The following is a 24,824-nucleotide window of genomic DNA, read 5'->3' as shown; positions in this document are numbered from 1 at the left end:
CGACCCCCGGGCATCAGGCCCGTGGCAGTTCCTCGCGCCCGCCGGGATGCCGCGCAAAGCGCGCGGCGCTGTTGCCGTGCACCGGCGCCGGATCGTCCCAGGGCCAGCCGCCGAACTGCGTGCGGCGGTAGTCGGCCAGGGTCTGGCTGATCTCGGCCTGTGTGTTCATCACGAACGGCCCGTACTGCACCACCGGCTCTGCGATGGGGCGGCCCTGCAGCAGCAGGAACTCGGCGGCTTCTCCGTCGCCATTGACCACCTCCACGGGCACGTCGGCACGCAATTCGATGGCGGCGGGCCCTTCCACACGCCGGCCCGCGATGTGTGCGAAGCCGCCCTTGAAGAAGTACAGCATGCGCCGCGTGCCGGCGCCCGCGGCGGCCGGCAGCGTCCATTGCGCACCGGGCGTCATGCGCAGGGTCCAGATCGCGACGTCGGCATCGGCCTCTGCGGCCCACGAATCGGGCGGCGGTGCCAGCGGCGCGATCGGCTCCTGCCCATTGGTCGCCGCATCGCCGATGCGGCCCGCGATGACTGCGACGTCCGTGCGCCCGCCCTTCGCATCGGTGGATGCAAAGCGCGGAATCGCTTCCGACCAGAACATCGTGAAGTGCGGCTCGGCCATCTTGCTCCGGGCCGGCAGGTTGAGCCAGATCTGGAACAGCTCCAGCGGGTTCGGCGCCTGGGTGTCGAGCAGCGGAAACATCTCCGAATGCACGATGCCCTTGCCGGCCGTGAGCCACTGCACGTCGCCGCCGCCGAAACGCGCGGTGGCGCCCAGTGAGTCGGAATGGTCTACAAGCCCCTTGCGCACGATGGTCACCGTCTCGAAGCCTCGGTGCGGGTGCGAGGGAAAGCCGGGCACCGTTTGGCCGTGGTACATGCTCCAGCCGTCCTTGCGGCTGAAGTCCTGGCCGATCTGCCGGCCGGCGAGCGGTGCTTCGGGCCCCATCTGCGCGTTGGCATTGGGATAGGCGTCGTCGTGATAGACGCAGAACAGGAACGGATCGATCGTCTGCCACGGAAAGCCCAGCGGGCTCACCTGCAGCACGGGGCTGCGGCTTTCTTCAGGGCGGTTGTTGTTGCTAGGCACCTCGGTATTCCTTTCCTTGGGGCGCGCCGCGGAGGAGTCGGCGGCGCTGCTCTTCGGAATATCGGGGCGCCCGCGCTGCACGGAAGGGCCCTTCCGCGCAACAGTGAGAAGCGCATATGGAACGATGGGCATCGCGCTCGTTCTTTCCGGCCGCGCGGCGTCACGGATTCTGGTGGACCACTTCGGCGTTCGGGTCCATGTACATCAGCTCCCACAGGTGGCCGTCGATGTCCTGGAAGCCGTGGCCGTACATGAAGCCGTAGTCCTGCGGCGCGCGCGGCACCGTGCCGCCCGCGGCCACCGCCTTGGCCACCATCTCGTCGACCTCGGCGCGGCTTTCGCACGAGAGACACAGCAGCACCTCGGTGCTCTTGCTGGTGTCGGTGAGGCTCTTGTCGGTGAAGGTCTTGAAGAAATCCTCGGCCAGCAGCATCGCATGGATGCTGCCCTCCTGGATGACCAGGCACGCGGCGTTGGCGTCGGTGAATTTCTCGTTGAAGGTATAGCCGAGCGCGGCGAAGAAAGCCTTGGACTTCTCGAGGTTCTTGACGGCGAGGTTCACGAAGATCTGCTTGTTGGCCATGGTGCCTTCCTGTTGCGATGAAGAGTGGATCGGATGTTTGCCGGTGTGTTGTGTACACCGTCCACAAAAGATATCAAACAAAATGGACGGTGTCCACATATTTTTTCAGCGGGCGTATCCGGCGAGCAAGCCAGCCAGGGCAATGGTGCTGCGGTCCTCGAAAAAGGGGCCGACGATCTGCACGCCCAGCGGCAGTCCGCGCTTGGTGAAGTCGGCCGGCGCCGCCGTCGCGGGCAGCCCGCCAAGGCTCGCGAGTGACGCCCAGGCACCCAAGGTCTCATACGGTGCCGGCGTTCCATCGATAGTGATCGCTCGCTTTGTGAGATCCGGTTCGCTCACATGCTCGAAGGCCGCACACCCGACCGAAGGGCACAGTACCGCGTCGAATTCCGCAAACAACGCGCGCAACTGGGCACGGATGCGCGTGCGGCTGGCCATCAGATCGAACCAGGCGGAGAGCGCCAACGGCGAGCGGCCGCCCGGCTCGAGATGGGCGAGCACGGTCTCGACGATCTGTCCGTAGGTGTCGCCGATCTCTGCCAGGTCCGGCAGCAGGTCGGAGGCATGTGCCACGCTTGCGCCCGCCTCCGCAAGCCGTTGCCCCGCGCCTTCGACGGCCGCGCGCACCTCGGCCGCCACCGGGGCCTGCGGATGCGCCGTGACCACGAGCACGCGCCAATCCTTTGCGGCCGCGCGGCGCGGCTGGGGCAACGCGAAACCTCCTTGGGCCACTTGCGCGGCATCGGGCCCGGCGAGCACCTGGAGCGCCAGCGACAGGTCGTCAGGGCAATGGCCGATCGGCCCGATCTCGGAAGGCAGCCCGGCGGGCGCTTCTTCGGTGCCCGGAAATGCAAAGCCGCGCGCCGGCAGCAGGCCTTCGCTCGGCTTGTGCGCGTACACGCCGCAAAAGCTCGCGGGAACGCGCAGCGATCCGGTCAGGTCGCTTCCCAGCTCCAGCGCCACCATGCCGGTGGCCACCGCCACGGCGCCGCCGCCGGACGAACCCCCCGGCGTGCGCCTCGGGTCCAGGGGGTGCACCGTGCGGCCATACACGGGGTTGTCGCATTGCCAGTCGGCCAGGCCCGGCGGCACGTTCGTCTTTCCCAGGATCACCGCGCCTGCTGCCCTGAGTCGCTGCACGGCCACGGCGTCATGCGGTGGAACGAAATCGCGAAACGGCGGCAGGCCCCAGCTCGTCGGCAGCCCCGCGATGTTGAATGCTTCCTTCACCGTCATCGGCACGCCGAGCAGCGGACGGCGCTCACCGCGCGCCAGTGCCGCATCGGCGTCCTTCGCCTGCTGGCGTGCGCGGTCGAAATCGCGCACCACCACGGCGTTCAGTGCGCCATCGAGCGCCTCGATGCGCGCGATGGCGGCTTCGCAGAGCTGGACGGCGCCGACCTCCCCGGCCGCGAGGGCCTGGGCCGAGCGTGCGGCGCCGGCGGCCAGCAAGGTGACGGGGTCGGCTGTCGCGGCTGGGGTGAAGACGGGCATCATGGGTCTCCATGGAAATCGAGTTCAAGTTTCATATTCCCGCCGAACGACTGCAAGCGGTGCAGGCCGCGATGCGGCGTGGCGCTGTCGTGCGTACCCGGCTGCAGGCGCGCTACTTCGACACCGCCGGCCAGGCGCTGGCCGCGCAAGGCATCGTGCTGCGGCTGCGCAAGGAGGGCCGGCGCTGGGTGCAGACCGCCAAGGCCACTGGCGACAACGCGCTGCACCGGCTGGAGCACAACGTCGACCTGGGCGCCGCGTCGGCCGGCATCGCAACACCGGCCGTCGACCCCGAGCGCCACCAGGGCACGCCCGTCGGCGACAGGCTCGCGAAGGTGCTGGCCGCGAGCGGCGAGCCGCTGGTGGAGCGCCAGTCCACCGACATCGTGCGGCTCACGCGCGAGGTGCGCACCGGAGGGGCCGGCGCCGGCGCCGCAGTGGTCGAACTGGCGCTCGACGTCGGCAAGGTCATCGCCCATGCGGGGACGCCCGACGCGCGCGAGTCGCCCGTGTGCGAACTGGAGCTCGAACTCAAGCGCGGCGACGTGCAGGGCCTCGTCGCGCTCGCACGCCGCTGGTCGCAGCAGCATGGCCTGTGGTTCAGCACCGTCTCCAAGGCCGAACGCGGCGCGCGCCTCCTGGCCGGGGTCGAGGCGGTTCCGGCCGTCAAGGCCGAAGCGCCGCGCTTCGGCGAAGCGGCCGATGGCCGCGCCATCCAGCAAGCGGTGGTCGCCTCCTGCCTGGCGCAGATGCTGCCCAACGCCAGCGAGATCGCGGCGGGCGGAACCGACGAAGAGCAGATCCACCAGCTGCGCATCGGCATCCGGCGCCTGCGCACCGCGTTGCGCGAACTCGCGGGGTTGGACACGCGCACCGATCTTTTCAACCGCGCCGAATGGGAGCCACGGCTGGTCGACGCGTTTCGCGCGCTCGGCATGCTGCGCGACCGCGAGCAGGTCCTGGCACTGGCGCAGGCGCAACTGGGGAAAGCGGGCGCACCGGCGTTCGATCCGCTCGCCGGCGATCCGGCATCAGCCGATGCGCGCTCGCCCGGCGAGGTGGTGCGCGCGCCGGGATTCCAGTCGGTGCTGGTGTCGCTCATCGGCTTCACCGCCTCGGTGTCCGCAGAGCCGGGCCAAGCCGCAGAAGCGGCGCCGGATGACGCAGGCCCGCTGAACGCCGGCGATGCCCACCGCCTGCTGCGGCAACGCCTACAGCGACTGCATGCGCAGACCGTGCGCGACGGTCGCCGCTTCGAATCGCTCGCGACCGAAGCCCAGCACCGCGTCCGCAAGCGGCTCAAGCGGCTGCGCTACCTGGCCGAGTTCGCGGCGCCACTGTTCGCCGACGCAAGCGATGACAAGTCGGCCGCACGCTACCTGAAGCGGCTGCGCCCCGCGCAGGACGCGTTGGGCCGCTTCAACGACGAAGCCGTGGCGCTCACGCTGTACCGGAAGGCCACCGCGCGAGATGCCCGCGCCTGGTATGCCGTCGGCTGGTTCAGCGCGCGCCATGCGGCGGGCGCGAAGGCGTGCCGCAAGGCGCTGGGCAAGATCGAGAAGGCGCCGCGGTTCTGGAAGAAGAAAAACTAAGGGAACCAGGCGGTCGAGACAGACCGCTCAGTGATGGTGCCCGTGCGCCCCATGCACATGCCGATGCTCGATCTCCACCGGCAGCGCCGCGCGCACGTCCGTCACCTGCAGGCTGAAGCGCAGCGCCTTGCCTGCCCACGGATGGTTGCCATCGAGCAGCACGACCGGGCCCTTGATCTTCATCACGGTGAAGAGGTGCTGGCGGCCATCGTCGAGCCGCCCTTCCAGTTGCCCGCCGACCTTCACGCCCGGCGGAAAGTCAGCCTTCGGAATGCTGCGCACCAGCGACTCGTCGCGCAGGCCGAAGGCGTCTTCAGGCGCCAGGTGCAGCGTGGTCTGGAAGCCCGCTTCCTTGCCGTCCAGCGCTTCCTCGATCTTGGGCAGCGTGTTCTCGTACCCGCCATGCAGGTAGGCCATGGGCTCGGGGCTGGCTTCGATGAGCTTGCCCTGCGCGTCGGCGACCTTGTACTTCAGCGTGACGACGGTGTCTTTTTCGATTTTCATGCGGCATTGTCCCGCAACCGTGAGCCAACAAACGCCGACGGAAAGGAAATCCTAACGACAATGTCCAGCAATAAGGTCCATCGCGCCGGCGGATGCCAAGCAATGCTAAAGCTTCGCTTTGGCAGTACCGCACGTACGGCCAATAAGCCCGACCAATGTCGGAAAAATGCTGACTATTTTTTGGGCAGCGCCAGTACCTTGTTAGTAACTTGCACGGGATTGGATTTCTGCGTACGAGGAAAATACGCAGCATCGACTCGCGTTGATTGCCGCATCCATTCGGGCCACTGTTGAACGCGCTTGTGTGACTCCGAAAATTGATCCAAAAAGACCTTTACTGATTTTTCGTCCATTGGTCTACTCCTGGGGTGGTGCGTGTTTCATTAACTATAATATCCTCGATCATCAGATAAGTCAAAACAATTCTTTTAATCCTTGGATTTTCTGAGATCGCATCAATATCAAGTACATCTCCTTTGGATGATTTCCGGTTCCTGTTCATCTGAAAGAAATCCATGAAACTCCGCGGCGCTACCCCAACAAAAGCACGAAAATTCGCCCTATTGCCTGACAATTCCTGGGGTTCAATGCTGATTGAATCTGAATAGAGTTCTGCAGTGCGGCTTTTTTCGTACGGTTCGATAAAGACGACTTCCTTGATTCCGCTTGCCGTAATATGGCGTGCACAAATGTGACACGGGAAAGTAGTGCAAAAAAGTTTGGCGCCTCCAATTTGAACCCCTCTTCTGGCCGCGTCGGTAATAGATGCAGCCTCTGCGTGAACGGCCCGGCCGAATTCAATGACATCAAATATCAAGGAATTCTTGAGAAAAGCGTCGCCTTGAAAAAGTGAAGTGTCTGCTAGATCCTTGTTGCTATTTTTCTTTAAGCTGTGGTGAAGCCAACCTTTTTGACGCAGTCGTGAAAGTACGTCCTCCACAATTTCGGACTTGATTTTTACGTTGGAATCGTTTCCAAGCTCAAAGTCTCTAGCTACAAAGTCATCTTCCCCCCAATAGAGGCCGCCGCCAAATTTTGGTACTTCATTGCAACCAGTAGCGAGCACAGATCCGTCCGAATCGGTGATGGCGGCTCCCACTTGACGCGAGAGATCTAAGGAGCGCATCGCCGACGCCTGTGCGTAGAACATTCCTTGTTCATCACGTGTAGGTGATATATACGGGTGTCCGAAGCTTAGGCGCACGAGCCTCAGCAGATTCTCATCTAATTTGGACCGTGACTCGGCGCTAACAAAATAGTCTGCAAGCGGAAAAGTTTTTCCAACTCGTTGCCCGGATTTACGGGCTTCTTCTTCAAAGTCGCGAGAGACTAGTTGGACCGCCATTTCCTCCGCGGTTGACGTGCTTTTTCCCACGGATGATCGCAGGCGTCGCGCCAAATCTTTTACTCGAGACTGTCTTGGCGCATAAACTGAAATTAAGCAGAAGGCTTTTCCATAAGCCTGCCTATATAACTCCACCTCTTCTGGTCGTTTGAATGAACTTACGATGTATGCTGTCCGTGGCAAAGGCTTGTTTGATGTGCCCGCTTTTTCTGTGCGTATTGCTTTGATTCGCGCAATTCCTAGTCGCGCGACGATGTCGCGTTGATCAGTCTTTTCTCGTAACCGAGTTCCGCTTTCCATTAAGTTTCTAATTCTGTCGTATTCGCTGGAAGCGTTAACTTTCTTTCCCTTTAGATAGGGGTCGATAAGATCGCTCAGTTTTACGAGATGCGCTTGGTAATTAACACTCTTAAGTTGGCTCCGCAAGCTTTCATAAACTTTGGTCAAGTCGACCCCCGTCGGTCCCACCAAGCCAAAAACTAGTTCTATTCTGGGCTTTCTGGTTCCAGAGGCAGGCGTTTTCGCGTGGTTTTACGTGGGGTGACTCTTGAACTCGATTTTTCCATCTGTAGAACGTATAAAATTGATATGTACGATGTGAGTCGTCGAGCTTTTTGCGAGGCGCCTCTCGCTTGGCGCCAAAAAGATGGATCGTGGGAAGGCTGCCGGCGCCCAACACCGTCGGAACGATTCAAAAGCATCTCTTTGTAAATGATTTCGGCTCAGTCCGCATCCCGTAAGCACCTTGAAAAGACACTAGCCGCGCTGTTTGATCAAAAAACAACTTTGCTAGCTCCGTCCCAACTGCCCTATCTCAAGTAGCCCCTCCACCCCGCTCAGCTTCTCCATCACCATGCCGATGAACGCCGACACCGCGAGCGGCAGGTGCTTGCGGCTCGGGTACAGCACGCTCAGCCCCTGCCCGGTGCGCTGGTAGCGCGGCAGCACCGGCACGAGCCGGCCGGCTTCCAGGTCGAGCCGGGCCATGGTGGGCGGCAGCAGCGCGACGCCCAGGCCGGCGAGCGCGGCCTTGCGCAGCGCCTGCGCGGTGTTGCCGGTGAAGCGGCCGCTCACCTGCACTTCTTCTTCCGCGCCGCCGGGGCCCACCAGGCGCCAGACGGTGCGGCCGCTCGGATGGGCCGCGGTGACGCAGTCGTGGTTCGCCAGATCCTGCAAGCTGGCCGGCGCGCCGCGCGCGGCGATGTAGGCGGGGCTCGCCACCATGCCGTCGGTGCGAACGCTCATGAGCTTGCGGCCGACATAGCCCGAGTCGGGCAGCGCGCCGCCGCGGAAGGCGACGTCGATCTGCTCGGCGATCAGGTCGGCCTTGGCATCGCTGAGCACGAAGTCGACGCGCACCAGCGGATGCGCGGCCAGGAAGTCGGCGACCCATTCCATCGGGAAGAAATCGAAGAAGTCGGCCGTGGCCGCCACGCGCACCAGGCCGCTGGGTTCGCGGCTGCCGGTGATCAGCTCCTGCCCGGCCTCCACCAGCCCGTCGACCGCGCCCGCGCAGCGCTCGTGAAAGGCCTGGCCCGCGCTGGTGAGCGTGAGCTTGCGCGTGGAGCGCTGCATCAACCGCGTGCCCAGCTGCGCTTCCAGCTGCTGCACGCGCCGGCTCACGGTATTGGGCGGCAGCCCGAGCCGGCGCGCGGCCTCCGCAAAGCTGCCATGGCGCACCACCTGCACAAAGACGGCGATGTCGTTGAGGTCGAGCATGGCGATGATTCCTTCTCTTGATGGACGAGTGCAATCCTATTCTGCTGTCTTGTCGATCAATGGGTGCCGCCATAACCTTCGATCCACTCTCGGCGTTCCTGGCCTGGCGCCTGCGGCCGGTGCCGCAATTGCCGGTCAGGGCGGGCTGATCTTTCTTCCTCTTCTTCTATCGATTCAGGAGCACTCCATGACCACTGCCGTTGCAAGGCCCCCCATCACCGAAGCCCGCCCCATCGTCTATCGCACGCGCGGTTCGCAGCATGGGCCGATCATCCGGCTCATGAGCCCGGGCGACCTGGGCGAGTTCCTGAAGCCCTTCGTCTTCCTGGACCTGTTCGGTTTCGACACCACCGGCAGCCGCGCCGGCTTCGGCATGCACCCGCACTCGGGCATCGCCACGCTGACATGGCTGATCGAAGGCGACACGGTGTACGAGGACACGACCGGCGAAACCGGCGTGCTGCGGGCCGGCGGCGTCGAGTGGATGCGTGCCGGCAACGGCGTGTGGCATGACGGCGCGCCCGCGCCGGACACCAGGCGCGTGCAGGGATTCCAGCTGTGGGTGGCCCTGCCGGCGGCGGAAGAGAACGCGCCGGCGGAGAGCATCTACCTGGCGCCCTCGCAGGTGCCCGTCGAAGGCCCGGCGCGCGTGCTGCTGGGAAGCTACGGCGCGGCGCAAAGCCCCATTCCGGCCCCGGCGCCCATGAACTACCTGGCCGTGCAGCTGAAGGACGGCGAGCACTGGCGCTACACGCCGCCGGCCGGCCACACGGTGGGCTGGGTCGCGGTCAGCGCCGGCCGGCTCGATGCGGGCGACGGCAGCGGCGAGCCGGTCGCCACCGGCGAACTGGCGGTATTCGAGGAATCGGCCGCGGCCATCGACTTCGTCGCCCACGGCGACACCGCCTTCGTGCTGGGCTCCGCCGCCAAGCACCCGCACGCGCTGGTGATGGGCCGCTATTCGGTGCACACCAGCCAGGCGGCGCTCGACCAAGGCGAGGCCGAGATCCGGCGCATCGGCGCGCGGCTGCGCGAGCAAGGCCGCCTGCGCTGAGGCGAGCGCCCTTCCGCCCGCGTAGCGCAAACCAGCGTGCACGCGGCGGGCGGCTGCGCCAGAATCGTTCGCTTCGAACGACCCGGCCGCAGCGCCCGCTTTCATGAACATCGTCGACTCCTTCGCCAACAACGCCGCCCGCTTCGTCGATATACGGCGCGACATCCACGCCCACCCCGAACTCGGCTTCGAGGAGCACCGCACTTCCGAAAAAGTCGCGGGCCTGCTGGCCGAATGGGGCATCGAGGTGCATCGCGGCATCGCCGGCACCGGCCTGGTGGGCGTGCTGCGCAAGGGCACCGGCTCGCGCACCATCGGCCTGCGCGCCGACATGGACGCGCTGCCGATGCAGGAGGCCAACGAGTTCGCGCACAAGTCCACGCACGCGGGCCGCATGCATGCCTGCGGCCACGACGGCCACACCACCATGCTGCTGGCCGCCGCCTGGCACCTGTCACGGCAGGGGCCCGATGATTTCGACGGCACCGTGCATTTCATCTTCCAGCCCGCCGAGGAGATGGGCAAGGCCGGCGCCAAAAAGATGATCCAGGACGGGCTGTTCGAGCGCTTCCCATGCGACGCGGTCTTTGCGCTGCACAACTTTCCCGTGGGCGACGTGGGCCGCTTCGCACTCAACGAAGGCGCGCTCATGGCCTCGAGCAACACCTACAAGGTCACCCTGCGCGGACGCGGCACGCATGCCTCGATGCCGCATACCGGCATCGACCCGGTGGCCGCGGTGGTCACGCTCGCGCAGCAGCTGCAGACGATCGTGCCGCGCACGATTCCCAGCACCGAGCGCGCGCTGCTCGCGGTCACGCAGCTGCAGGGCTCCGATGCGCCCAATGTGATTCCCGACGTGGCGACCGTGGGCGGCACCATCCGCACCTTCTCCATCGAGGCCATCGACAAGATCGAGGCGCGGCTGCGCGAAGTGGCGGCCGGCGTGGCGGCGGCGCACGGCTGCACGGCCGAGGTCTTCTTCAACCGCTCCTCGCCGCCGGTGGTCAACCACGTGGCCGAGGCGCGCTTTGCGGCCGGCGTGATGCGCGAGGTGGTGGGCGACGGCATGGTGACCGACGACTTTCCCGCCGTGATGGGCGCCGAAGACTTCGCCCACATGCTGCTCGCGCGGCCCGGCTGCTATGCGTTCCTCGGCAATGGCGACGGCGACCACCGCCTTGGTGGCCATGGGCCCGGCCCTTGCATCATCCACAACACCTCGTTCGACTTCAACGACGAGATCATTCCGATCGGCGCCAGCTACTTCGTGAAGCTGGTGCAGCGCTGGTTGCCTTCGGGCAGCTGAACCCTTTTCTGTCGACGATGATGAAAGCGGCCTCCCCGATGACCTTTACCCTTTTCACCCGGCGTTCACTGGCGGCGCTCGCAGCCGCCTCGGCCCTCGTCGCGCTCGCGCCCGTGCACGCGCAGCAGCAACGCGTGATCCACATCGTCGTGCCCTTCGGCACGGGCGCGGTGCAGGACACGGTGGCGCGCGCCTTCAATGCCGAGCTGGGCGCGGCGCTCAACGCCAGTGCGATCGTCGAGAACCGCGCGGGCGCGGGCGGCACGGTGGGCGCCGCGGTCGTGGCCAAGGCCCCGCCGGACGGCAACACGCTGGTGCTCGCGGCCGCGAGCCACCACATCGCGGGCTTCCTGTACAGCAAGCTGTCCTACGACCCGCTGAAGGATTTCGTGGGCGTGGCGAACATCGGCAACGCGGGCTATGTGCTGGCGGTGGCGAGCGGGCTCAATGTGTCGAACACGGCCGACTTCGTCAAGGAGGTCAAGGCCAACCCGGGCAAGTACAACTACGCCTCGGCGGGCAACGGCAGCGCCACGCACCTGGCGATGGCTTCGTTCCTTGCCAAGGCCGGGCTGCAGATGACGCACATCCCGACCAAGTCGACCGGGGAAGCGGTGAACGAGGTGCTCGCGGGCCGCGTGCAGGCCGTCATCTCGTCGAGCATCGGCGTGATGGGTTTCCAGACCGATCCGCGCATGAAGCTGCTGGCCTCGACCGGCCAGGCGCGCAGCCCGTTCCTTCCCGCCTTGCCGACCGTGGCCGAAAGCGGCCTGCCGGGCTATGCCTTCGATTCATGGATCGGCCTGCTCGCGCCCGCCGGCACGCCCAAGGCCGAAGTCGAGCGCCTCAATGCGGCCACCAACAAGGTGCTGGCCGATCCGGCGATCCAGGAGCGCTTCAAGCGCCTGGGCGTGGAGCCGCGCACGCAAACGGCCGAAGAGTTCCAGAAGCTGCTGCGCACCGACTGGGATGCGATGGGCGCGGTGGTGAAGGCTTCCGGCGCGAAGATCGACTGAGGGAGCCCGTCAGCCTCTACGCTTCGGCGGCGGGCAGCGGCGCGGGTCCGGGCCAGCCCAGCAACTCGGCCAGCCGCGCGACGATCCAGCCGGCCTCGGCGGCCGACACGCCGGATTCGGGCGTGGCGAGTCCGGCGTGGATGCGGCGCAGGATCTCGCTTTCCACCGGCACCTCGGTGTGGTGTTGGATCTGCGCATGGCCCACGAGGTGGTTGGCGAGGTCTTCGCAGATCTCGTAGCGCTCGCGCACCACGCCGATCGGCTCCGAGAGGCGCTGGCGCGCATCGCTATACACCGCGAAGAACGAGGGCGGGATGAAGATCTGGTTGTCGTCGGACATGGCGGCCTTGTTTGTAGCGGCCCAATGACAAAACGCGCCCGGGGGCGCGTTCGTCGTGGCTCCTAAGAAAGAGCCGCGGGGGCTGGATCAGCCGCCCTTGGTCGGGCGCTTGCCCGGGTTCTTCTTGCTGCGCGTGGCGGTGCCGCGCTCGAGGCTGATCTTCTGGCCGCCACCGGTGCGAGGCGCGGTGTAGCCGGGCATGGGGATCGGCTTCGGGCTGGCAAGACGGTCGGCTTCGGTACGGATTTTCTTGGGCATGGAAAGCTCGGATAAAAAGGATGTTCGACCCCCGATTAGGCCACATCGGCAGATTTTGTCTGCCAAGCGCCGAAACGAGGGGCCATGGGAGGGATGTCAGGTGGACTGCGGTGTCAGAAGGCGCACCCTGACGCTCTTGCCTTTCACGCGGCCGTTGTCGAGCTTGCGTGCGGCTTCTTCGGCAATGCTGCGGTCCACCGCAACATAGGTCGAGTACTCGTTGACGTTGATCTTGCCGACCTGCTCCTTGGCATAGCCGCAGTCGCCGGTGAGCGCGCCCAGCACGTCGCCGGCGCGGATCTTTTCCTTGCGGCCGCCCACGATCTGCAGCGTGGCCATGGGCGGGCGCATCGGCTCGCCCTTGCCGGGCGTGAGCTCGGCCAGGTCGTGCCATTCGGATTCGCGGCCCTGCAGCTGCTCGATCTTGCCGACGCTGCCCATCTCGTCCATGCTGGCCAGGTTCAATGCGAGGCCTTCGGCGCCGCCCTGCTGGCCCACGCGGCCGGTGCGGCCGACGCGGTGGATGTGGATTTCGGAATCCGGCGTCACGTCGACATTGATCACGGCTTCGAGCTGCGAGATGTCGAGTCCGCGGGCCGCCACGTCGGTGGCCACCAGCACCGAGCAGCTGCGGTTGGCAAACTGCACCAGCACCTGGTCGCGCTCGCGCTGCTCCAGCTCGCCGAACAGCGCCAGCGCGCTGAATCCCTGGGCCTGCAGCACTTCGACAAGGTCGCGGCACTGCTGCTTGGTGTTGCAGAAGGCCAGCGTGCTCACGGGGCGGAAATGGTCGAGCAGAAGACTCACGGCGTGCAGCCGTTCGCTCTCCTTCACCTGGTACCAGCGCTGGCGGATCTTGCTGCCTTCATGCTGCGCCTGCACCGTGATCTGCTGCGGGCTCTTCATGAACTGCTGCGCGAGCTTGGCGATGCCTTCGGGGTAGGTGGCCGAGAACAGCAGCGTCTGGCGTTCCTTGGGGCACTGGCGCGCCACCTTCACGATGTCGTCGAAGAAGCCCATGTCGAGCATGCGGTCGGCTTCGTCGAGCACCAGGGTGTTGAGCGCCTCGAGGTTCAGGTTCTCGCGTTCCAGGTGGTCCATGATCCGGCCCGGCGTGCCCACCACGACGTGCGCGCCGTGCTCCAGGCTGGCGATCTGCCCGCGCAGCGCGACGCCGCCGCAGAGCGTGACCACCTTGATGTTTTCTTCCGCGCGGGCCAGCCGGCGGATTTCGGTCGTGACCTGGTCGGCCAGCTCGCGCGTGGGGCACAGCACCATCGCCTGGATGGCGAAGCGGCGCGGGTTCAGATTGGACAGCAGCGTGAGCGCAAAGGCGGCGGTCTTGCCGCTGCCGGTCTTGGCCTGGGCGATCAGGTCCTTGCCGAGCAGCGCCGGCGGCAGCGCGGCGGCCTGGATCGCCGTCATCTGCGTGTAGCCGAGCTGGGTGAGGTTGGCCAGCATCTGGGGCGAGAGCGCCAGCGCGGCAAAGCCGTGGTCGGCCGGGGCCGGGGCCTGGGCTGGGGAGCCGCCGGTGGGGGAATTGGTCGTGGTCATCGTTCGGCAGCCGGACGCGGAAAAACAAAGGCCTTGCCGGCACCCTTCGCGGGGCGCCGCAAGGCCCTTCGTCGGTCGCGGATCAGCGGCGAGGTGCGTTGTTGTTGCCGGAGTTGGTCGGCGGCGGGCCGCGACGCTCCAGGTGGCGGAAGGTGATACGGCCCTTGGTCAGGTCGTAGGGCGAGAGTTCGAGCGACACCTTGTCACCCGCCAGGATGCGGATGTGGTGCTTGCGCATCTTGCCGCCGCTGTAGGCGATCAGCTGATGGCCGTTGTCGAGCGTCACGCGGTAGCGCGAGTCGGGCAGGACTTCGGTCACCGCGCCGTTCATTTCGATCAGTTCTTCCTTGGGCATGTGTGATTACCTCTGACTCGTTCGATGTGTGTTGGAGATGAAGATGGGCGTGATTGTTTCAGCCTGCGCACGAAAGCGCGAGCGGGGCAACGCTGAGAGGGCTGCTGCGTTCGCGGATCCAGCAAAGGCCCTGGTCGACGGCGTAGCCCACCGCCGCGGCGTGGCTGGCAAATCGCGGCGTGAACCGCATGACGCGGTCGTGCATGCCGCTGCCGCGGCCGGAGCGGATCGAGACGGACGCGGCGAAATTGCCGTCGTCCTGGTGGCGGATGAGCGGGGAGACAAGGTATTTGCCCTCCGCGATACTGTGTTGAATGATGTCCATGAAGCCTTGGCATCCTGCGCGAAAGGTAGGCGCAAAATGCCGAAAAAATGATTGAAAACGGGCGTGGGCCGGCCAGAACGGCGCGGCGGACGCGCTATTCGCTTCAACAAGAACGAAGGCAGTGGTGGCAATCATGGGCGCCCGGTCTGGCGCTCCAACACACTGTGAAGCCGGCTTGAAAGAAAGAGGCCTGAACAATCCAAAGGGACGGTCCGGGTCAGCCGGCGGAGTGACGAAGTGCTTCGTCGTGGTATCGAAACGAACCCGACATTATAGCGCGCAGGGCATGACAGTTGCTTGTCTTTAAAACAACGTGCGGGAATTCAGGCGCCAAACACCCGGGACCGGACGGCCGCGCGGGTGCCTGGCGCTACAAATATCGGAGTCGGGGGGACGCTCAGCCGATCCCGAGCATCCGCTTGTTCGCGGCCACGTCCACGCCCCCCGCGGCAAAGTCGTCGAAGGCCCGCTCCGCCACGCGGATGATGTGGTCGGCAATGAAGGTGGCGCCCTCGCGTGCGCCGTCTTCCGGGTGCTTGATGCAGCATTCCCACTCCAGCACCGCCCAGCCGGGGAAGTCGTACTGCGCCATCTTCGAGAAGATGGCACCGAAATCGACCTGCCCGTCGCCCAGCGAACGGAAGCGCCCTGCCCGGTTGATCCAGCTCTGGAAGCCGCCGTACACGCCCTGCTTGCCGGTCGGGTTGAACTCGGCGTCCTTCACGTGGAAGATCTTGATCCGCTCGTGGTAGTGGTCGATGTACGCCAGATAGTCCAGCTGCTGCAGCATGAAGTGGCTCGGGTCGTACAGCAGGCACGCGCGGGGATGATTGCCCACGCGCTCCAGGAACATCTCGTAGCTCACGCCGTCGTGCAGGTCTTCGCCGGGGTGGATCTCGTAGCCCACGTCCACGCCCGCGGCGTCGAAGGCATCGAGGATCGGGCGCCAGCGGCGCGCGAGTTCGTCGAAGGCTTCCTCGATGAGTCCCGGCGGGCGCGGCGGCCACGAGTAGAGGTAGGGCCAGGCCAGCGCCCCCGAGAAGGTCGCATGCGCCGTGAGCCCGAGGTTGGCCGACGCCTTGGCCGCGAGATGCAGCTGCTCCACGGCCCATTGCTGGCGCCGCACCGGATCGCCCCGCACCTCGGGGGCGGCAAAGCCGTCGAAGCCCGCGTCGTAGGCCGGATGCACCGCGACCAGCTGGCCCTGCAGGTGGGTCGACAGCTCGGTGATCTCGATACCGTGCGCGGCGAGCGTGCCCTTGACCTCGTCGCAGTAGGTCTTGCTCCCGGCGGCCTTTTGGAGGTCGAACAGGCGCGCGTCCCAGCTCGGAATCTGCACGCCCTTGTAGCCCAGCCCGGCAGCCCAGCCGGCAATGGCATCGAGCGAGTTGAACGGGGCTTCGTCTCCCGCGAACTGGGCCAGAAAAATGGCCGGGCCCTTGATCGTCTTCATGGCTTGTCTTCCTTCTTGGTCGTAGCGGCGTTGAAAGCATACTTGGCGTGTCGTCCGACCCCGTGCGAGAGGCCAAAGCGCCACAATGGACTTTCCTTTCCGCACAGCACGCCCTGCCCGTCCCGCGATGCCGCAACCTGTTTCCGCCCGGCTGAAGATCGGCCTGTCCGCCTGCTTTTCGCACGCAGATCCGGCGCGCTCCCTGTTCACCAACAAGACACTGCAGTACGTCGAGCAGTCCATTGCGCACTGGCTCATGTCGGCCGGCGCCATGGTGGTGATGGTGCCCTGCCCCACGGGCGAAACCGCACGCGGCGACACCAAGCTCTCGCACTACGCCGAATGGCTCGATGGCGTGGTGATGCACGGCGGGGCCGACGTGTGGCCCGGGAGCTACGGCGAGGAGCCGCTCAAGGACGCATGGGTGGGCGACCGCATCCGCGACCTGTACGACCTGGCGCTGGTCGAAGCCTTCGAGCAGGCCGGCAAGCCGATCTTCGGCGTCTGCCGCGGGCTGCAGCTGATCAACGTCGCATTCGGCGGCACGCTCTACCAGGACATCGAGGCGCAGCACGGCCATCCCGAACCCATTCGGCACCGCGATCCCGTCACCTACGACCAGAATTTCCACCGGATCGAGATCGTCGAGGGCACGCGGCTGGCCAAGCTGTACCCCGAGGTCAAGACAGCCAAGGTCAACAGCATCCACCACCAGGGCGTGAAAGACCTTGCACCGGGTTTCGAGGTCGAGGCCTGGAGCCTGCCCGACCGCGTGCCGGAAGCGATCCGCCGCCGCACCGACAAGGGACGCAGCTACATCGCGGCCACGCAGTGGCACCCGGAATTCCACAAGTACGGCAGCACCGAGACGGTGGACGACACGCCCATCCTGCACGACTTTCTCTGGGCCTGCGCCACGGCACGGGTCGCGCCGCAGACCTCCCTGGGCGCCGGCCCGGGCCGCATCCGCGACCGCGCGGCACGGGTGCTGCGCCAGGCGCTGCTGCGGCGCTGAGTGGCGGGCCGATGCGGCGGGCCGATGCGCGGCCGGTCAGCGCCGGTCGGAACGGTTCGTGCTGCCGCTGACGCCGGCGTCGATGGTGCCGAACACCGTGACGCCGCTGCTGCCGGACGAGCTGGCGCCGCCAGCGTTGCCCGCCGGTCCCGTGCCGGCGCAGCCCGCCGCCAGGGCACCCATCGCGATCGCAAGAACAGCGGCAATCAATGGCTTCACGGAGAACTCCTTGGCAATGGTGAGATTTCGGCCACTATAGGCCGGCGCGTTGGCCGGCCCGTAGCACGAAGTTACCGGCGAAATCACTGCGCCGAGAGGTGCTTGCCCACGATGCCCGCGAGTTCGAACATCGTCACCTGGTCCTTGCCGAACACCGGCTTGAGCTTGGCATCGGCATTGATCGCGCGCTTGTTGGCCGCGTCCTGCAGGCCGTTGGCCTTGATGTAGTCCCAGAGCTTCTTGATGACCTCGGTGCGCGCCACCGGCTCGGCGCCGATCACGGCGGCCAGCGAGTCGCTCGGCTTCAGGCCTGCGCCGGGCTTGCGCGGCGCGGCGGCCTTCTTGGCGGCCGGTGCCTTCTTGGCCGCTGGCGTCTTCTTTGCCGCCACCTTCTTGGCGGCGGCCGTCTTGCCCGCCGGCGCTGCCTTGCCGAAGGTCTTGCGCGGCGGGAACTTGCTGCCGCCTTCGCGCGGTGCGAACTCGAAAGTCACCTTCCCCTCTTCGGCGTTCCAGGTCAGGAAGGCCTTGAAGGCGCGGCGCGTGCGCATGCTCACGAACTTGTCGAGCAGGTCGGTCTTGCCGGTGGCGAGCAGCTTTTCCATCTGCGCGCGCTCCACCGGCTGCTGCAGGATGATCTTGCCGGTCTTGAAGGTGCAGCTGGGTGTCGGCTGCGCGTTGGTGGGCACCGACTTCTCGCAGACGTAGTTGCTGCCGTGCTCGAACACCGGAGCGCCGCAGATCGGGCATGGGCCCACCGTGTCCTGCGCGCTGAAGTCGACGATCTCGCCCGTGTCGGCGTTCTTGTCGTCGCCGAAGTCGAACTCCAGCTTCCAGTTCTTCGCCTCGTCGTCGAACTTCAGGACGATCTCGGAGGTGAAGGGCCAGCCGGCCTTGGAGCGGAAGCCTTCGAGCGGCCCGATGTGCTTGTCGCGCAGGAGCGCCTCGGCCTCGGCCACTTCGAAGGTGCGCCCCGCCGGCGACTTGCCGAACGAGAAGCCGCAGGGCTCCTGTCCCGCCTTTCCGGTGCAGGTGTAGCGGCGGTAGTTCTCCTTCACCACGCCGCCGCAGTTGGGGCATGGCGTGGACAGCGTGGCGTAGTCGCCCGGCACGGTGTCGCGGTCGTATTCCTTGGCCTTCTTGACGATGTGCTCCGTCATCTGGGCGATCTCGCGCATGAAGGCGTCGCGGCTCAGCGCGCCCTTCTCCATCTGCGCCAGCTTGTATTCCCACTCGCCCGTGAGTTCGGCCTTGGAGAGTTCTTCCACGCCCAGGCCGCGCAACAGCGTCATGAGCTGGAAGGCCTTGGCGGTGGGAATCAGCTCGCGGCCTTCGCGCAGCATGTATTTCTCGGTGATCAGGCCTTCGATGGTGGCGGCGCGCGTGGCTGGCGTGCCGAGGCCCTTCTCCTGCATGGCCTCGCGCAGCTCGTCGTCATCGATGGTCTTGCCGGCGCCTTCCATGGCGCCCAGCAGCGTGGCTTCCGAATAGCGCGCCGGCGGCCGGGTCTTCAGCGCCTTCAGGTCGGCCGACTCGGTCTTGACCGTTTCGCCCGGCTTCACCACCACCAGGTTCTTGCCGTCCTTCTCGTCGTCGTCGTTGACGGCTTCCTTGCCCCAGATCGCGAGCCAGCCCGGCTTGACCAATACCTTGCCGTCGCTGCGGAAGGGGTACTTCTTGCCGCCGGCTTCCACCGTGCTGATGCGGGTGGTGACCTGGAACTCGGCGCTCGGAAAGAACACCGACATGAAGCGGCGCACCACGAAGTCATAGAGCTTCTGCTCGGCGTCCGACAGGCCGCTCGGCGCCTGCAGCGTCGGGATGATGGCGAAGTGATCCGACACCTTGGCGTTGTCGAAGATGCGCTTGTTGGGCTTCACGTAGCTGCCGTCGACCGCCTGCTGCGCAAAGGGCGCCAGATGCTTCATGCCGCTGTCGGCGAGCATCTTCATCGTGTCCTTCACCACCGGCAGGTAGTCCTCGGGCAGCGCGCGCGAATCGGTCCGCGGGTAGGTCAGCGCCTTGTGGCGTTCGTACAGGCTCTGCGCCAGCGCCAGCGTGGTCTTGGCCGAGAAGCCGAAGCGGCCGTTGGCCTCGCGCTGCAGCGAGGTCAGGTCGAACAGCATGGGCGAGGCCTGGGTGGTGGGCTTGCTCTCCTCTGTGACGGTGGCGGGCTTGCCGCGCGCCGCATCGGCGATCTCGCGCGCCTCGCGCTCGCTCCACACGCGGTCGGCGCGAATCTCGGCGTCGGCCGTGCCGTCGGGGCCGGGCGGCGGCTTCTTGAAGCCGGCGTCGAACCACTTGCCCGGGTACTGGCCGGCCTCGGCCTGGAACACGCCGTGGATTTCCCAATAGTCGCGGCTCACGAACTTGCGGATCTTTTCCTCGCGCTCGACCACCACCGACAGCGTGGGCGTCTGCACCCGACCCACGGTCGTCAGGAAGAAGCCGCCGTCGCGCGAATTGAAGGCCGTCATGGCACGCGTGCCGTTGATGCCCACCAGCCAGTCGGCCTCGGAGCGCGAGCGCGCGGCGTCGGCCAGGCCCTGCATCTGCTTTTCGGTGCGCAGCGCGTCGAAGCCGTCGCGAATCGCCTGCGGCGTCATCGACTGCAGCCACAGGCGCTTCACCGGCTTGTTCAGGCCGGTCTTGCCGCCCGCGTACTGCTCGATCAGGCGGAAGATCAGCTCGCCCTCGCGGCCCGCGTCGCAGGCGTTGATGAGTTGCGTCACGTCCTTGCGCTTGGCCTGCTTGACCACGGCGTTCAGGCGCGTCTTGGTCTTGTCGACCGGCTTCAGGTCGAAGTGCGGCGGAATCACCGGCAGGTTGGCGAAGCTCCACTTGCCGCGCTTGACGTCGAACTCCTCCGGCGCCTGGATCTCGACCAGGTGGCCGACGGCGCTGGTCACGACATAGCTTTCGTTCTCGAAGTGCTCGTCGTGTTTGTCGAACTTGCCGGCCACCGGCGTGAGCGCACGGACGATGTCCTGTGCCACCGACGGCTTTTCTGCAATTACCAAAGTCTTCATCAACATTCCTAAAAGAGTTCCCAGGCCGGCGCCGAGCCGCCTCAAGGCGGCCTGCGGCCCCCTCCGGGGGGCAGCAACGACACGCAGTGCGAGAGCGTGGGGGCCACATACAATCTGCGGCTTCCCGCGTGTGCGCACGCGCACACGCGCATGTGTGCATATTCAACCTAACAGACTTCGGCGATGCCTTCCAAATCCCCACAATTCGCCGGCCGCCGCATTCAGATGCGGCGTTCGGACGTCCACGGCAACGGCGTGTTCGCCGTCGACGACCTGGCCGAAGGCGAGACGCTGATCGAATACAAGGGCGAAGTCATCAGCTGGAAAGAGGCGCTGCGCCGCCACCCGCACGACCCGGCCCAGCCGAACCACACCTTCTACTTCCACATCGACGACGGGCGCGTGATCGACGGCAACGTCAACGGCAATGCGGCGCGCTGGATCAATCATTCGTGCGAACCGAATTGCGAGGCCGACGAGGTCGATGGGCGCGTTTATATCAAGGCGCTGCGCAACATCGCTGCAGGAGAAGAGCTCAACTACGACTACGGCCTGATCATCGACGAGCCCTATACGCCCAAGCTGCTGGCCGAATTTCCCTGCTGGTGCGGCTCCGAGAATTGCCGCGGCACCTTGCTGACGCCCAAGGACGAAGACGAGGAAAAGAAAAAGAAGAAAAAGGCCAGGAAGAAGGCCGAAAAGAAAAAGGCCGAAAAGAAAGAGGCCAGGAAGGCAGACAAGAAAGCCGAAAAGAAGGCGGAAAAAAAGAAGTCCAGGAAAGACGAGAAGGCCGGCAAGGACTGAACATGGGCACCACGGCCGCCTGGTTCGAAGACCGCATCGCCGCCGCCGTGGCGCCGCTGCTGCCCGGCTTCACGGTCGAGGCCGTGGAAGAAATCGATTCGACCAACACCGAGCTGATGCGCCGCGCGCGCGCCGGCCACACCCCACCGGTGTTGCTTGTGGCCGAGCGCCAGACCGCGGGGCGCGGCCGTCTCGGCCGGCCGTGGCAGAGCGCGCAGCAAAGCGAAGAAAGCGCCGCTTCCCTGACCTTCTCGCTCGGCCTGCCGCTCGCGCCGCGCGAGTGGTCGGGCCTCTCGCTGGCCGTGGGTGTCGGCGTGGCCGAAAGCCTCGACCCCTCGGGCGATGCCAAAGTTGCCCTCAAGTGGCCCAACGACCTGTGGGTGGACGACCGCAAGCTCGCCGGCATCCTGATCGAAACCGCCATGCCGCATGCGGGCCGCGCCGAGGGCCCGGCCACGCCGCGCTACCTGGTGATCGGCATCGGCATCAACATCGGCCCCCGCGACGCGGAGGGCATGCGCACCCCGCCCGCGTGGCTGCGCCAATGGCGCGCAGAGGCCACGGCGCCCCAGGTGCTGGCCGAACTGGCCGTGCCGCTGGTGCGCAGCGTGCAGGTTTTCGAGGCCGAGGGCTTCGTGCCCTTTGCCGAACGCTTTGCCGCGCGCGACGCGCTGCGAGGCCGCGAGGTGCAGCTCAGCGACGGCAGCGTCGGCCTGTGCGAAGGCGTGGCCTGGGGCGGCGAACTGCAGGTGCGCACCGCCGCCGGATTGCAGATGATCTCGAGCGACGAAGTCAGCGTGCGTCCGCGCGGCATGGCCTTTTGAGGATCCCGATGAAACTGCGCCTGCTGGTCGCCGCCCTGCTCCTTGCCAACATCGGCTACTGGCTCTGGTCGCGCGGCGACCTTGCCGGTTTCGCGCTGGCGCCCGCGAGCCTCAACGAGCGCGAACCGCAGCGCCTCGCGCGCCAGGTCCACCCCGAATGGCTCCAGGTCCGCAAGGACAGCAAGGACAGCAAGAGCGGCAACGGCGCGCCCTGACGCGCCGGACGCGATTCAGGGCACCGCTGCTTCGCCCTCGAAGCGCACCGTGAAGCGGGCGCCCGGCGGTTGCCGGCCCGGGTGCGCATCTTCGAGCTTGACCTGCGCATGGTGCTGGTTGGCAATCTCGCGCACGATCGGCAGGCCCAGCCCCGAGCCATCGGCCTCGTTGCCCAGCACCCGGTAGAAGGGCTCGAACACCAGCTCCCGGTCGGATTCCGCGATGCCCGGGCCGTTGTCCTCCACCTGCAGCAGCACCACGTGGCCGAACGGGTCGGCCAGCACGCGCGCGGTGATCACGCCGGGCCGTTCGGCGGTCGATGGCGTGTAGTTGATTGCGTTGTCGAGCAGGTTGCGCACCAGCTCCTTCAGCAGCGTCGGGTTGCCCTCGAGCACCACGCCCGGCGCGCCTGCCTCGGCGCCGTCGTAGCCCAGGTCGATGCGCTTCTCGATGGCGCGCGGCACCGCTTCGCGCACCACCTCGATCGTGAGCCGGGCCAGGTCGCAGGGCTGGCGGCCGGTGCCGGCGCCGGTGCTCTCGGCGCGCGCCAGCGACAGCAGCTGGTTCACCGTGTGCGTGGCCCGCACGCTGGCGCGGCCGATCTGCTTGAGCGACTGCTTGAGCTCGTCGGCATTGGCCCCTTCGCGCTGGGCCAGGTCGGCCTGCATGCGCAGGCCCGCGAGCGGCGTCTTGAGCTGGTGCGCCGCGTCGGCCAGGAAGCGCTTCTGGGTGTGGATCGATTCGTTGAGCTTGTCGAGCAGCTCGTTGACCGAGGACACCAGCGGCACCACTTCCAGCGGCACCGACGATTCGTCGAGCGGGCTCAGGTCGCCCGGGCGCCGCTCGCGGATGCGCGCCTCCACCACCGACAGCGGCTTGATGCCGCGCACCAGCGCCAGCCAGATCAGCAGCACGGCCAATGGCAGGATGGCGAACTGCGGCAGCAGCACGCCCTTGATGATCTCGGTGGCCAGCACCGACTGCTTCTCGCGCGTCTCGGCCACCTGCAACAGCGCCGTCACCGCGTCGTCGTCGCCGTCGGCCAGCCAGAGCGAGGCCACGCGCACCGGCTTGCCGCGCATTTCGCCATTGCGCAGCGTGACCACGCCCGTGACCGGGGGCTCGTCGGTGTTGGGATGCGGCACGTCGGGTTCGCCGCTGAGCAGCTTGCCGTGGCTGTCCAGCAGCTGGTAGTACACGCGGTCGGCATCGTCGGCCCGCAGGATCTCGCGCGCGGGCTGCGGCAGCACGAACTCCGTCTGTCCCTGCTGCACCGTGACCAGCCGCGCCAAGGTCTGCACGTTGTATTCGAGCGCACGGTCGAAAGGCGCATTGGCGATGCCCTGCGCCACCAGCCACGTCACGCCGATGCTCACCGGCACCAGCAGCAAGAGCGGCGTGAGCATCCAGTCGAGGATCTCGCCGAACAGGGAGCGCTGCGCGCGCTGGAACAATTTCAAGGCTTGCGGCCTCCGGGCCGCCGGGCACGCCCGGGCGTCATTGCTGGATTTTTTCGAGGCAGTAGCCGAGGCCGCGCACCGTGGCGATGCGCACCGGCCCCTTCTCGATCTTCTTGCGCAGGCGGTGGATGTACACCTCGATCGCGTTGAGGCTCACCTCCTCGCCCCATTCGCACAGGCGCTCCACCAGCTGGTCCTTGCTGACCAGCCGGCCCGCGCGCTGCAGCAGCACTTCGAGCAGGCCCAGTTCGCGCGCCGAGAGCTCGACCATCTTGCCGTCGATGGTGGCCACGCGGCCGGCCTGGTCGTAGACCAGCGGGCCGTGCCGGATCGTGTTGCTGGTGGCGCCCATGCCGCGCCGCGTGAGCGCCCGCACGCGCGCTTCGAGCTCCTGCAGGCTGAAGGGCTTGGCCATGTAGTCGTCGGCGCCGTGGTCCAGGCCCTTGACGCGCTCTTCCACGCTGTCGGCCGCGGTGAGCACCAGCACCGGCAGCTGCGAGCCGCGCGCGCGCAGCCGCTTCAGTATCTCGATGCCGTGCAGGTTGGGCAGCCCCAGGTCGAGGATCAGCAGGTCGAACTCGCTGTGTGTCATGAGGGCGGTATCGGCCTGCGAGCCGTTCGCCACGTGGTCCACCGCCGCGCCCGAGGTGCGCAGGCTGCGCAGCAGGGCATCGGCCAGCACCTGGTCGTCTTCGGCAATCAGAATCCGCATGAGCCACCTCCGGCCGGGTTCGGGCGCCGCGCTGGCGCCGCGTTCACATATGTCTCGCTGGCCGAGTCTAGCCCGCTGTATAGGCTTCCAGACCGATGGTTACCACCGTGGCCACGTCGCTGCCCACGCTGGCGCGGAATTCGCGCTCGGCCTGCGTCACCGCGCTGCGGAAGGCGTCGAGCCACGCCAGCCCGTCGGCAGTGAAGAGCACGCGCCGCGCGCGGGCGTCGAGCGGGTCGGGCCCGCGCGTCACCAGGCCCCAGGCCTCGCACTGGTCCACCAGAGCGCCCATCGCCTGCTTGGTCATGCCGGCGCGTGCGGCCATGTCGGTCAGGCGCGAACCCTCGCGCGCCAGGTGCCGCGTGATGTGGATGTGCGCGGCACTCACCTGGGCGCGGGCCGCCAGGTTCGACAGCGCCAGCGGCACGTCGACGTCGTGCGCCATGAGTTCGAGCACGCGCTCGTCGAAGCGGCGCATCGCATGGCCCAGCAGCCGCCCCAGGTGGGTTTGCCGCCAGGCGTCGGCATCGGTCGGAAAAGCGGTTTCGGCCATC

At 66.5% G+C, this 24,824-nt stretch carries 26 protein-coding genes; 8 read left to right on the top strand and 18 right to left on the bottom strand.

Translation table 11 applies throughout. The annotated features are described in order from the left end of the window. Positions 1–13 precede the first annotated feature (13 nt). From ABID97_RS02405 to ABID97_RS02395, 3 genes are all read right to left on the bottom strand, one after another. Positions 14–1,174 carry a pirin family protein gene (locus ABID97_RS02405; protein ID WP_354396966.1) on the bottom strand — a complete coding sequence of 387 codons (1,161 nt, stop codon included), beginning with the start codon at positions 1,172–1,174 and terminating at the stop codon, positions 14–16. Positions 1,175–1,253: 79 nt separating this feature from the next. Beyond that, positions 1,254–1,676, bottom strand: coding sequence for a VOC family protein (locus ABID97_RS02400; RefSeq protein WP_354396965.1), 423 nt, complete (start codon positions 1,674–1,676; stop codon positions 1,254–1,256). Positions 1,677–1,781: 105 nt separating this feature from the next. Beyond that, a complete protein-coding gene (locus ABID97_RS02395; protein ID WP_354396964.1) occupies positions 1,782–3,170 on the bottom strand; it encodes an amidase family protein in 1,389 nt (462 codons plus the stop codon). An 11-nt stretch (positions 3,171–3,181) separates the two neighbouring features. Here ABID97_RS02395 and ABID97_RS02390 point away from each other — a divergent pair, with 11 nt between their 5' ends. Next, positions 3,182–4,762 (top strand): CYTH and CHAD domain-containing protein, encoded by a 1,581-nt coding sequence (locus ABID97_RS02390; protein ID WP_354396963.1) that lies wholly within the window; start codon positions 3,182–3,184, stop codon positions 4,760–4,762. A gap of 27 nt (positions 4,763–4,789) precedes the next feature. On the opposite strand, the gene ABID97_RS02385 is transcribed toward ABID97_RS02390, so the two are convergent. The 4 genes from ABID97_RS02385 to ABID97_RS02370 form a co-directional block, all read right to left on the bottom strand. Beyond that, positions 4,790–5,266, bottom strand: coding sequence for an FKBP-type peptidyl-prolyl cis-trans isomerase (locus tag ABID97_RS02385; RefSeq protein WP_354396962.1), 477 nt, complete (start codon positions 5,264–5,266; stop codon positions 4,790–4,792). A gap of 173 nt (positions 5,267–5,439) precedes the next feature. Beyond that, on the bottom strand, positions 5,440–5,619 hold the full coding sequence (locus ABID97_RS02380) for a hypothetical protein (protein ID WP_354396961.1): 180 nt from the start codon (positions 5,617–5,619) through the stop codon (positions 5,440–5,442). After that, positions 5,601–7,100, bottom strand: a complete 1,500-nt coding sequence (locus tag ABID97_RS02375; protein ID WP_354401659.1) for an anti-phage dCTP deaminase — start codon at positions 7,098–7,100, stop codon at positions 5,601–5,603. The genes ABID97_RS02380 and ABID97_RS02375 overlap by 19 nt, the downstream gene beginning before the upstream one ends. Positions 7,101–7,400: 300 nt before the next feature. Next, positions 7,401–8,330 carry a LysR family transcriptional regulator gene (locus ABID97_RS02370; protein WP_354396960.1) on the bottom strand — a complete coding sequence of 310 codons (930 nt, stop codon included), beginning with the start codon at positions 8,328–8,330 and terminating at the stop codon, positions 7,401–7,403. 187 nt (positions 8,331–8,517) lie between these two features. On the opposite strand from ABID97_RS02370, the gene ABID97_RS02365 reads away from it, so the two are divergent. From ABID97_RS02365 to ABID97_RS02355, 3 genes are all read left to right on the top strand, one after another. Next, positions 8,518–9,384, top strand: coding sequence for a pirin family protein (locus ABID97_RS02365; RefSeq protein ID WP_354396959.1), 867 nt, complete (start codon positions 8,518–8,520; stop codon positions 9,382–9,384). Positions 9,385–9,487: 103 nt separating this feature from the next. Then, positions 9,488–10,693 carry a M20 aminoacylase family protein gene (locus ABID97_RS02360; RefSeq protein ID WP_354396958.1) on the top strand — a complete coding sequence of 402 codons (1,206 nt, stop codon included), beginning with the start codon at positions 9,488–9,490 and terminating at the stop codon, positions 10,691–10,693. 38 nt (positions 10,694–10,731) lie between these two features. Continuing rightward, a complete protein-coding gene (locus ABID97_RS02355) occupies positions 10,732–11,709 on the top strand; it encodes a tripartite tricarboxylate transporter substrate-binding protein (RefSeq protein WP_503012741.1) in 978 nt (325 codons plus the stop codon). Positions 11,710–11,725: 16 nt separating this feature from the next. On the opposite strand, the gene ABID97_RS02350 is transcribed toward ABID97_RS02355, so the two are convergent. From ABID97_RS02350 to ABID97_RS02325, 6 genes are all read right to left on the bottom strand, one after another. Next, positions 11,726–12,049, bottom strand: coding sequence for a hypothetical protein (locus tag ABID97_RS02350; RefSeq protein ID WP_354396956.1), 324 nt, complete (start codon positions 12,047–12,049; stop codon positions 11,726–11,728). A gap of 87 nt (positions 12,050–12,136) precedes the next feature. Continuing rightward, positions 12,137–12,307 carry a hypothetical protein gene (locus tag ABID97_RS02345; protein ID WP_215248308.1) on the bottom strand — a complete coding sequence of 57 codons (171 nt, stop codon included), beginning with the start codon at positions 12,305–12,307 and terminating at the stop codon, positions 12,137–12,139. Between the two features lie 96 nt (positions 12,308–12,403). Then, on the bottom strand, positions 12,404–13,861 hold the full coding sequence (dbpA, locus tag ABID97_RS02340; protein ID WP_354396955.1) for an ATP-dependent RNA helicase DbpA: 1,458 nt from the start codon (positions 13,859–13,861) through the stop codon (positions 12,404–12,406). Positions 13,862–13,943: 82 nt separating this feature from the next. After that, a complete protein-coding gene (gene infA, locus ABID97_RS02335; RefSeq protein WP_015867950.1) occupies positions 13,944–14,216 on the bottom strand; it encodes a translation initiation factor IF-1 in 273 nt (90 codons plus the stop codon). A gap of 58 nt (positions 14,217–14,274) precedes the next feature. Next, positions 14,275–14,541, bottom strand: coding sequence for a hypothetical protein (locus ABID97_RS02330; protein WP_354401658.1), 267 nt, complete (start codon positions 14,539–14,541; stop codon positions 14,275–14,277). A gap of 397 nt (positions 14,542–14,938) precedes the next feature. Further along, on the bottom strand, positions 14,939–15,994 hold the full coding sequence (locus ABID97_RS02325; protein ID WP_354396954.1) for a sugar phosphate isomerase/epimerase family protein: 1,056 nt from the start codon (positions 15,992–15,994) through the stop codon (positions 14,939–14,941). Positions 15,995–16,121: 127 nt separating this feature from the next. Between ABID97_RS02325 and ABID97_RS02320 the strand changes: the two genes are divergently transcribed. Next, positions 16,122–17,009 carry a gamma-glutamyl-gamma-aminobutyrate hydrolase family protein gene (locus tag ABID97_RS02320; protein WP_354396953.1) on the top strand — a complete coding sequence of 296 codons (888 nt, stop codon included), beginning with the start codon at positions 16,122–16,124 and terminating at the stop codon, positions 17,007–17,009. A gap of 36 nt (positions 17,010–17,045) precedes the next feature. Here ABID97_RS02320 and ABID97_RS02315 read toward each other — a convergent pair whose 3' ends face one another. Both ABID97_RS02315 and ABID97_RS02310 read right to left on the bottom strand, forming a co-directional pair. Beyond that, entirely contained in the window at positions 17,046–17,228 is a 183-nt protein-coding gene (locus ABID97_RS02315) for a hypothetical protein (protein WP_354396952.1), read from the bottom strand. Between the two features lie 83 nt (positions 17,229–17,311). Further along, a complete protein-coding gene (locus ABID97_RS02310; RefSeq protein ID WP_354396951.1) occupies positions 17,312–20,254 on the bottom strand; it encodes a DNA topoisomerase III in 2,943 nt (980 codons plus the stop codon). A gap of 183 nt (positions 20,255–20,437) precedes the next feature. Here ABID97_RS02310 and ABID97_RS02305 point away from each other — a divergent pair, with 183 nt between their 5' ends. Genes ABID97_RS02305 through ABID97_RS02295 form a run of 3 tightly spaced genes read left to right on the top strand, consistent with a single transcriptional unit; the run spans position 20,438 to position 22,097 of the window. Then, complete coding sequence (locus ABID97_RS02305; RefSeq protein WP_354396950.1) at positions 20,438–21,058, top strand: SET domain-containing protein; 621 nt, start codon at positions 20,438–20,440, stop codon at positions 21,056–21,058. Between the two features lie 2 nt (positions 21,059–21,060). Further along, positions 21,061–21,882, top strand: a complete 822-nt coding sequence (locus ABID97_RS02300) for a biotin--[acetyl-CoA-carboxylase] ligase (protein WP_354396949.1) — start codon at positions 21,061–21,063, stop codon at positions 21,880–21,882. 8 nt (positions 21,883–21,890) lie between these two features. Further along, positions 21,891–22,097 carry a sporulation protein gene (locus ABID97_RS02295; protein ID WP_354396948.1) on the top strand — a complete coding sequence of 69 codons (207 nt, stop codon included), beginning with the start codon at positions 21,891–21,893 and terminating at the stop codon, positions 22,095–22,097. Between the two features lie 15 nt (positions 22,098–22,112). Here ABID97_RS02295 and ABID97_RS02290 read toward each other — a convergent pair whose 3' ends face one another. The 3 genes from ABID97_RS02290 to ABID97_RS02280 all read right to left on the bottom strand — a co-directional run bounded on the left by ABID97_RS02290 (position 22,113) and on the right by ABID97_RS02280 (position 24,823). Beyond that, positions 22,113–23,558 carry a sensor histidine kinase gene (locus tag ABID97_RS02290; RefSeq protein ID WP_354396947.1) on the bottom strand — a complete coding sequence of 482 codons (1,446 nt, stop codon included), beginning with the start codon at positions 23,556–23,558 and terminating at the stop codon, positions 22,113–22,115. Between the two features lie 37 nt (positions 23,559–23,595). Further along, positions 23,596–24,270, bottom strand: coding sequence for a response regulator (locus ABID97_RS02285; RefSeq protein ID WP_157616436.1), 675 nt, complete (start codon positions 24,268–24,270; stop codon positions 23,596–23,598). A 67-nt stretch (positions 24,271–24,337) separates the two neighbouring features. Then, the gene (locus tag ABID97_RS02280) at positions 24,338–24,823 is read right to left on the bottom strand and encodes a MarR family winged helix-turn-helix transcriptional regulator (RefSeq protein WP_354396946.1); all 486 of its coding nucleotides are present in this window, start codon (positions 24,821–24,823) and stop codon (positions 24,338–24,340) included. Position 24,824 lies beyond the last annotated feature (1 nt).

Source organism: Variovorax sp. OAS795 (assembly GCF_040546685.1).
GTDB lineage: Bacteria > Pseudomonadota > Gammaproteobacteria > Burkholderiales > Burkholderiaceae_C > Variovorax.
Note: the sequence above shows the minus strand (reverse complement) of the source record. Positions and strands in the feature narration are given on the sequence as shown.